The 7,692-nt window shown below is 62.1% G+C and carries 5 protein-coding genes; 3 read left to right on the top strand and 2 right to left on the bottom strand.

Features of this window, described 5'->3' with window-relative positions; translation table 11 throughout:
• A partial coding sequence (locus VL598_RS11420; RefSeq protein ID WP_325326830.1) for a PHA/PHB synthase family protein occupies nucleotides 1–970 on the top strand: 970 nt, incomplete at its 5' end.
• A 75-nt stretch (nucleotides 971–1,045) separates the two neighbouring features.
• On the opposite strand, the gene phaZ is transcribed toward VL598_RS11420, so the two are convergent.
• Complete coding sequence (phaZ, locus tag VL598_RS11415) at nucleotides 1,046–2,281, bottom strand: polyhydroxyalkanoate depolymerase (RefSeq protein ID WP_325326829.1); 1,236 nt, start codon at nucleotides 2,279–2,281, stop codon at nucleotides 1,046–1,048.
• A gap of 189 nt (nucleotides 2,282–2,470) precedes the next feature.
• On the opposite strand from phaZ, the gene VL598_RS11410 reads away from it, so the two are divergent.
• Nucleotides 2,471–4,414: a SurA N-terminal domain-containing protein gene (locus VL598_RS11410; RefSeq protein ID WP_325326828.1), complete on the top strand. Its 1,944-nt coding sequence runs from the start codon at nucleotides 2,471–2,473 to the stop codon at nucleotides 4,412–4,414.
• A 176-nt stretch (nucleotides 4,415–4,590) separates the two neighbouring features.
• Here the strand turns inward: VL598_RS11410 and VL598_RS11405 are convergent, their stop codons facing one another.
• Complete coding sequence (locus VL598_RS11405; RefSeq protein ID WP_325326827.1) at nucleotides 4,591–6,201, bottom strand: MASE4 domain-containing protein; 1,611 nt, start codon at nucleotides 6,199–6,201, stop codon at nucleotides 4,591–4,593.
• An 898-nt stretch (nucleotides 6,202–7,099) separates the two neighbouring features.
• On the opposite strand from VL598_RS11405, the gene VL598_RS11400 reads away from it, so the two are divergent.
• Nucleotides 7,100–7,692 (top strand): PA4780 family RIO1-like protein kinase (locus VL598_RS11400; protein ID WP_325326826.1); only part of this gene is annotated, 593 nt, incomplete at its 3' end.

The following is a 7,692-nucleotide window of genomic DNA, read 5'->3' as shown; positions in this document are numbered from 1 at the left end:
TACGGTGTTCATGATTTCGTGGCGCAATCCGGACGAGCGCTTCCGTGACGTGAGTCTCGACGACTACCTGAGGGAAGGTCTTCTTGCCGCGCTCGACGTGGTGCGTGAGCGTTGCGAGGGCGAGCGCGTGCACGCGGTGGGTTACTGCCTGGGCGGAACGTTGCTCTCGATCGCTGCGGCCGCGTTGGAGCGTCATGCGAGGGCAGGGCAGCGCGCGCACAGCAGCGAGCATGGGCGACCGTTACGGACGGTGACGCTGCTTGCCGCGCTCACGGACTTCACCGAGCCGGGCGAGCTCGGCATTTTCATCGATGCGAGCGAGCTTGCCGCGCTGGATGCGCTGATGTGGGAGCAGGGCTATCTCGACGGTGCGCAGATGGCGGCTGCGTTTCAACTGCTCAACGCGCGGGATCTCATATGGTCTCGCATGATGAGCGAGTACCTGCTTGGACGTCGCTCGAAGCCGAACGACCTCATGTCCTGGAACGCCGACACGACGCGCATGCCTTATCGCATGCACAGCGAATACCTGAAAAAGCTCTTTTTGCACAACGATCTGGCCGAGGGCCGGTACCGCGTCGGCTCGAGGCCGATAGCGCTGTCGGACATCGAAACGCCGACGTTCATGGTAGCCACCGAACGCGATCACGTATCGCCATGGCGCTCGGTCTACAAGCTTCACCTGTTGACGCATCATCCGCTGACGTTCGTCCTGACTTCGGGGGGGCACAATGCCGGCATCGTGTCCGAGCCCGGGCACCCGCATCGGCATTACCACGTCGCGACGCGCGGTGCCGGCATGCCGTACCGGAGCGACGAAGAATTCTTCGCTCACACGGAATCGGTGGAAGGCTCGTGGTGGCCGTGTTGGACCGATTGGCTGCAGGGGCATTCGGGAGGTGTCGTTCCGGCACGCACGCTCGATCCGGCGCTGCCCGACGCGCCTGGAACCTACGTCCTCGAGCCGTGACCGATCGAACGTGGGAGGGGACGCATCATGCCCCGACGCAGGTGCGCCTGGCTCGATGCTCAGGCGGTGCGCGCTTTAGCTGGGTGACGCTTTGCTTTGTTTACGCGCGTCGTGCCAAAACGCAACGAGCGCGGGATGTACGACTTCGCGCCAGCGCGGGCCCGTGAACAGGTCGTAGTGACCGCAATCGGGGACCGTAAGCTGTACGCGCAGGCGGTCGGGCACCGCCCGGCATACGGTGTGCGCGGCGTGAGTCTGACCGGCGCCCGTGATGTCGTCGCAGTCTCCCTCCACGGTGCAAAGCGCCGTCGAGGCGAGCGCGTCCCCTTTCACGCGTTGGCCGCCGACTTCCCACGTCCCGTGCGCGAGTTGCTGTTCCTTGAAGATGACGCGCAGGGTCTCGAGAAAGTACTCCTCTGTCATGTCGAGAACGGACGCGTACTCGCTGAGCAAGCGCTGGCTTGCCGTGACATTGGCGTCGTCGCCTGCCAAGAGGCTCGTCCAGTAGCGCGATTCCAGCGCCCACTGCCGATCGGGGTGTGCGGCAACGATGGCCGCGTGCTGAATATAGCCGGGATAGATACGGCGCCCCGCACCGCGGTAGTGAGCGGGCACCGTGTCGATCACCATATTCCGAAACCAATCGATGCTGTGCGCCGTCGCCAGCTGGTTGACCGTCGTGGGGCTGAGCCGGGTGTCGACGGGCCCTCCCATCAGGGTGATGGAGGTCGGTGTCGGCCCCCCATTCGTCGCGATGAGCGCGGCTGCGGCGACCGTCGGTACCGTCCCCTGGCAGACGGCGAGCACGTGCAACCGTTCGCCGCAGAGCTGGCGCATGAAGCGCTCGATCGTCATCACGTAGTCGTCGAGCCCGAACGGGCCCTCGGCAAGCGGTACGTCGCGTGCGTTGGCCCAGTCGTTGACATACACGTCGGCATCCTGGAGCAGCGTTTCGACGGTTTCACGCAGCATCACCGCATGATGCCCGGCGAGCGGGGGGCAAAGGAGGATGGGGGCACCGATGCCGTCGTTGCGGCCTTCGCGCGCGAAGCGGCGCAGGGTGCAAAACGCCGTACGATCGGCGATGCTTTCCTCGACGCGCACCGGACGCCCGTCGATCGAAATGGATTCGATACCGAACGGCGGGAGTTCGGGGGTAGTTTGGAGCAGACGCCGCAGCCATTCGCAGCCAGGCGGCGTGATGAGTTCGGCGTACGCCGCCGGCATCCCCCACACCCGTGCGATCGACGCGACGCTTGCGTCCATCGAGCGCATCAGCGCACGTTGCGCCTCGAGCCAGTTGTACATCATGAGCGTCTCCGCGAGGCAGCTCGCCGGCCCTAGGGCGCAATTGCCTGTCCGTCAGGTCGGGGCTGTTTCTTCTGCCGGGCTCAAGCCTTATTGTGCAGATCACCTGTGCCGGCTGGCAACCTGCTGCTAACGTTAGATTCGGCCGCTGTTGTACTATTGGGCGTTTTCGTCCAACGTAACCGCTCACGCATGCTCGATTTCTTTCGCAACCACAAGCGCCTGATGATGTTCATGCTCGTCCTCCTGATTGTGCCGGGGCTGGGCTTCGTCGGTATCCAGGGCTTCCGCGGTTTCTTCGACGATAGCGCCAACGTGGCGAGCGTCAACGGGCGCAAGATTGCGCGAGCCGAGTTTGACGATGCCATGCGCCAGCAACTGGACCAGGCCCGCCAGATCCTGGGCGCGCGCTTCGACGCGAAGCTGATCGACACGCCCGAGCGCCGGCAACAGCTGCTGGACAACCTCATCCAGCAGAGGACGCTTGCCGACGAGTCGCAGCGTCAGTACCTGACGGCATCCGACGATGCGGTGCGACGCGCGCTCTTGGCCGACCCTGTCATCTCGTCGCTGCGCAAGCCGGATGGCTCGATCGACGTCGATCGCTACAAGGATCTGCTCGCGATGCAGGGTATGACGCCGGAGCAATATGACGAACGCATGCGTTACAGTCTCGCGGTCGAACAGATTCCCGAAAATATCCAGTCGAGCGCCTTTGCGTCAAAGCGTCTGACCGAGGAGCTCGCCAATCTGGTCGAGCAGCAGCGTGCGGTGCAGCCCCTGGTGCTGCAAGCGGGCGATTACGCGTCAAAAGTGCAGCCGACCGACGCACAACTCGGCGCCTACTATGACGCGCATCGGGCCGATTTTGCGACGCCGCAGACGGCGACGATTCAGTATGTCGTGTTCTCGCCCGCGGCGCTTGCCTCGTCCTTCAAGCCGTCGGACGCTGACGCAAAGAAATACTATGACGACAACGTCGCGCACTACACGACGCCGCGTGAAATCCGCGTCAGCCAGATCCTGATTACGGCGCCCGCCACGGCGAGCGCGGCTGACGATGCCAAGGCCAAAGCGAAGGCGCAGTCCGTGTTGTCGGAAGTCCAGGCGCATCCCGCGCAGTTTGCCGACATTGCGCAGAAGGAGTCGCAAGATCCGGGCTCGGCCTCCAAGGGCGGCGATCTCGGCTGGTCGACCGGCGGCGTGATCACGGGCGACAAGGCGTTCGATGCGGCCGCTTTCGCGTTGAAAAGCAAGAACGCGGTCAGCGACATCGTGCGCTCCTCCTTCGGTTACCACGTCATCATGTTGACGGACGTGAAGCCTTCGGCTGTTAAGCCGTTCGCCGATGTAAAGGACCAGATCGAGCAGGACCTGAAGACGCAGCAAGGCGCCAAGCTATTTAGCGACGGTTCCGACGGTTTCTCATCGACCGTGTACGAACAGTCGAAAAGTCTTCAACCAGCGGCGGACAAGTACAAGCTGACGATCCAGACGGCCACGGTGACGGATAAGCCGAATCCCGCGCTGCCGCCCGATAGCCCGTTGAACAATCCCAAGTTCCTCGCCGCCGTATTTGCGAACGATGCCGTCAAGGATCGCAACAACACGCAGGCGGTCGATGTTGGCAATAGCACGCTCGTTTCCGCCCATGTGACCGACTATAAGCAGGCCGCGACGCCGGCACTCGCTTCGGTGAAAGATGCCGTGCAAAAGCGGTATGTGGCCGAGCAGGCCGCTGAGCTGATGCGCAAGGACGCAGCGGCCAAGTTGACCGATTTGCAGAAATCGAAGTCCACGGCGGGTTTCGGATCGGAAATCAAAGTCTCGCGCAACGATGCGCAAGGCGTGCCGACAGCCGCGTTGAGCGCGATTTTCAAGGTCGATCCGAGCAAGCTGCCCGCGTATGTCGGCGTTGATCTTGGCGATGCCGGCTATGGCCTCTACCGCGTGAACGCGGTGTTGCCCGGCGCGCCAGCCGATCCGGCCCGGATTGCTGGTGCTCAGCAGCAGCTTGCGCAAATCGCAGCGCAGCAGGAAATGGCGGCCTATACGGCGGCGCTGCGCGCGCGCTCGAAGGTGAAGATTTACGGCTCACCTGCTGCCGCCAACGCAAGCGGAGCCGACGGCGACTGATCGATGCGGCTCAGGGCGGCTCGAGCCCTGAGCGGTTCAGCCGTCTGCGGCACCGGCAGTAGACACGAGTATTAGCCCCACAAAACGCCACCATTGGTTCGCCTTGGTGGCTTTTTCATGCCCGAGTCACCTATATATGCGCTTTGACCTCAGCGGTGGCACTGAGCGGGGCCAGATCAGAATGGACTAGCTGAGTGAACCGGCACGGTGAACTGAACGACTGCGCCGCGGGGCAGGTTCGCAGTCGCCCACAATCGGCCGCCATGTGCTTCGATGATTGAACGGCAGATCGATAGCCCCATTCCCAAACCGGTGGGCTTCGTTGTGTAAAAGGGGGCGAAAACATGCTCGGCGGATTGCGGGGCAAACCCCGGCCCGGAATCGCGCACCGCCACGAGGAGGCAGCCAGAGTCGGTTTTCCCGGTGCTGACTGCCAGTTCCCGCACGCCATCGCTGACGCCGCTCATTGCCTCGATCGCGTTGATGAGCACGTTGAGGATGACTTGTTGTAGTTCAACACGGTCTCCTTCGATGAATGGCAAACCGTCCGCGAGTTGCATTTGCACCGAGGCGCCGTTCTTTATTGCTTCGCCACGGATGAGCTCAAGTACCTCGCGAATCGCCGCGTTGATGTCCACCTTGTCCTTCCTTCGGGGCGCCTTCTTGATCAATTCCCGGATCCGGCCGATCACATCCCCCGCTCGATTGCCGTCGTTGACGATACGGTGGAGCGCCTGCCGTGCCTCTTCCACGTCAGGAGGCTGGGCATCCAGCCACCGCAGCGCAGCGTGGGCGTTGGTGACTGTCGTGGCGATCGGCTGGTTGACCTCATGGGCGATCGAGGCCGTGAGCTGTCCCATGGTGGCGACGCGGTTTGCGTGCGCCAGCTCCCTTTGTAACTCGCGGTAGCGCCGCTCGCTCTCGCGGTGCATCAGCGCGTAAAGCCGCGTTATCTCGTACAGCAGAACAAACAAGACGAGGCTGCCAGACAGGACCCCGCAGACCTTGCCAGCATAAAAGCCGACGCTGAAGCGGGCCGGAACCGGGTACGAAATGAGGACGAACTCTGTAACGTACGCGCACATCACCACCATCAGCCACAGATCAAGCACCGAACGCCGCCGGATCCAGAGCGCAACGACCGCAAGGACGCTCAACAGTGCCATGGCCCCGGCGGCATAAAGCCAGAGCGTAGAAAAACGGACCGTATCAAGCATCATGCGTGGCAGTAGTGCATTTCCCGCCGTGACAAAAAAAGTCGCAGCACACACGACGGCCACCGTCAGCGCAACACTCGAAAGGATGGGCGTACCTACGGAACCCGGCCACAACCGCTTCGTTGGATCGGCATCCTTCAACAGGGCATAAGCGATGACGGACGTGGCAAAACCCGCATGCCACAGAATATAAAGCCAGTTTGCGCTCTGCAGCCCGGCGCCCAGCAGGCCACCCGGCGTGAGAATGCCCGGAAAGGTCAGCGTCCACGGGAATAGCATGAGCGCTGTGAAGAGATATCCACTCGCGATCACGAGGATGGCGCGCGAACGCAGGATGGTGAACTGGGCGAACAGCAGAACCGCGGTGATCGAGTCGATCACGATCATCGCCGTGGCATAAGGTGTGATGACGTCGATCCGTCGCGGCCGCAGAGTCGAGAGCGGCCCAATCGTGATGAAACCGGCGACCAGAAAGGCGAGCACGACGGCAAGGGCAAGCCGTGTCTGCGCCCGGCCGGGCGGCAAGTTCAAGAGGATGAAATGCTGCTCCTCGGGGACAACGGCGGCCATCTTCACCATCGGAGCGACCCTTCACAGGGGCTGGAACGCGCGGCGCTAACCTGGTCTGTCTCAGTCCGCCGCCAATTCTGCCGACGAGTAATCAAACACGCGGCCTGTGAAAAGGCTGAAATGGAAGAGTTTGTGCGGCTACGCATATGATCGCGCCGGCGACCGACTTCTGAACGCACCGTTCTCGGAAGTTGTTTCGGCTCTTGCCGGCCGAACCGGTCACCCGCTTAACCTCAATGTATATCGATTGCGGGCACTTGTCTTCATCGATGAAGCGATAGGCCATGGTCCTCCAGATGCCGATTGTGACGGACCGCGCCCGCTGAACAACGACCGTTTGAATTGCAGGCGCCGAGCGTCTGATTGCGTCGACCGGTGATATTCGCTTCCGGCAGGAAGCGGCCAGCCGACTCGTCCGATGACTTCTTAACTGCACTAAATAAGGAAGAGGCTAAGTGCGCAGTTGACCCCGGACATATGATTCGCGCAGAACTAGTCATTCGTCGAAGGTGGTGAGCAGTGTGTGGCGGATGACCGCAATGGCCGATCACTTGTCCGTGAGTGAACGCACCGAGCGACCGCTCGACTCTGATGCCTGTCTTGCAACCCAAACGGCTCGACCGGCAGCAATGGGTCGGGTGCTGCCCGTCGTGCCAAGCAGCGAGCGGTCTGGAACTGCGGCGCAATGCATCTACGCAGTCGTCGGGAGTTTTGCGTCGGCTCGTCCTCGGCCACCCTTATAATCCGGCATGACTCCATCCATCTCCCACGCAGCAAGCATACGGCCGCCAGTTCCGGCTGCTCGATTCATCGGTCTGTTGGTCGCGCATACCTCAGCGGGCCATTCACCATCCACGCGCTTGGAATGCACGTTCCACGAACTGTGGACGACGATCGTATGAAAATACCCAAACGACTTGCACCGCTTCTCGAAGAAGGACTTATCGACGAAGTCATCAGCCAGTTGATGAGCGGCAAGGAGGCAACAGTCTACGTGGTGCGCAGCGGCGAATCGACGCGTTGCGCTAAGGTCTACAAGGACGCGAAGCAGCGCAGTTTTCGGCAAGCCGCGTCGTATCGGGACGGTCGCAAGGTCAAGAACAGCCGGCAGGCGCGGGCGATGGAAAAAGGTACGCGCTACGGCCGTCAGATGCAGGAAGCGTCATGGCAGAACGCTGAAGTAGACGCGCTTTTCCGGCTCGCCAACGCAGGTGTGCGTGTGCCGCAACCCTATATTTGTACCGATGGCGTGTTGCTGATGGATCTGGTGATCGACGAGATGGGTGACGTCGCACCACGGCTCAACGACGTCGATCTGACCGAAGCCCGCGCCCTCGAACTGCACGCGCTGCTGCTGAACCAGGTTGTCCGCATGCTCTGCGCGGGCGTAATTCACGGCGACCTGTCGGAATACAACATCCTGCTGGCAGCGGATGGGCCGGTGATCATTGATCTGCCACAGGCCGTCGACGCAGCCGGCAACAACGAAGC

Origin of the sequence: Trinickia sp., from assembly GCF_035492435.1 — a bacterium.
Taxonomy (GTDB): domain Bacteria; phylum Pseudomonadota; class Gammaproteobacteria; order Burkholderiales; family Burkholderiaceae; genus Trinickia.
Note: the sequence above shows the minus strand (reverse complement) of the source record. Positions and strands in the feature narration are given on the sequence as shown.

What these genes read in the sequence shown, in the direction of transcription:
- phaZ (WP_325326829.1), bottom strand. Translation starts at nt 2,281, where the DNA reads ATGATGTACAACTGGCTCGAGGCGCAACGTGCGCTGATGCGCTCGATG.
- VL598_RS11410 (WP_325326828.1), top strand. Translation starts at nt 2,471, where the DNA reads ATGCTCGATTTCTTTCGCAACCACAAGCGCCTGATGATGTTCATGCTC.
- VL598_RS11405 (WP_325326827.1), bottom strand. Translation starts at nt 6,201, where the DNA reads ATGGCCGCCGTTGTCCCCGAGGAGCAGCATTTCATCCTCTTGAACTTG.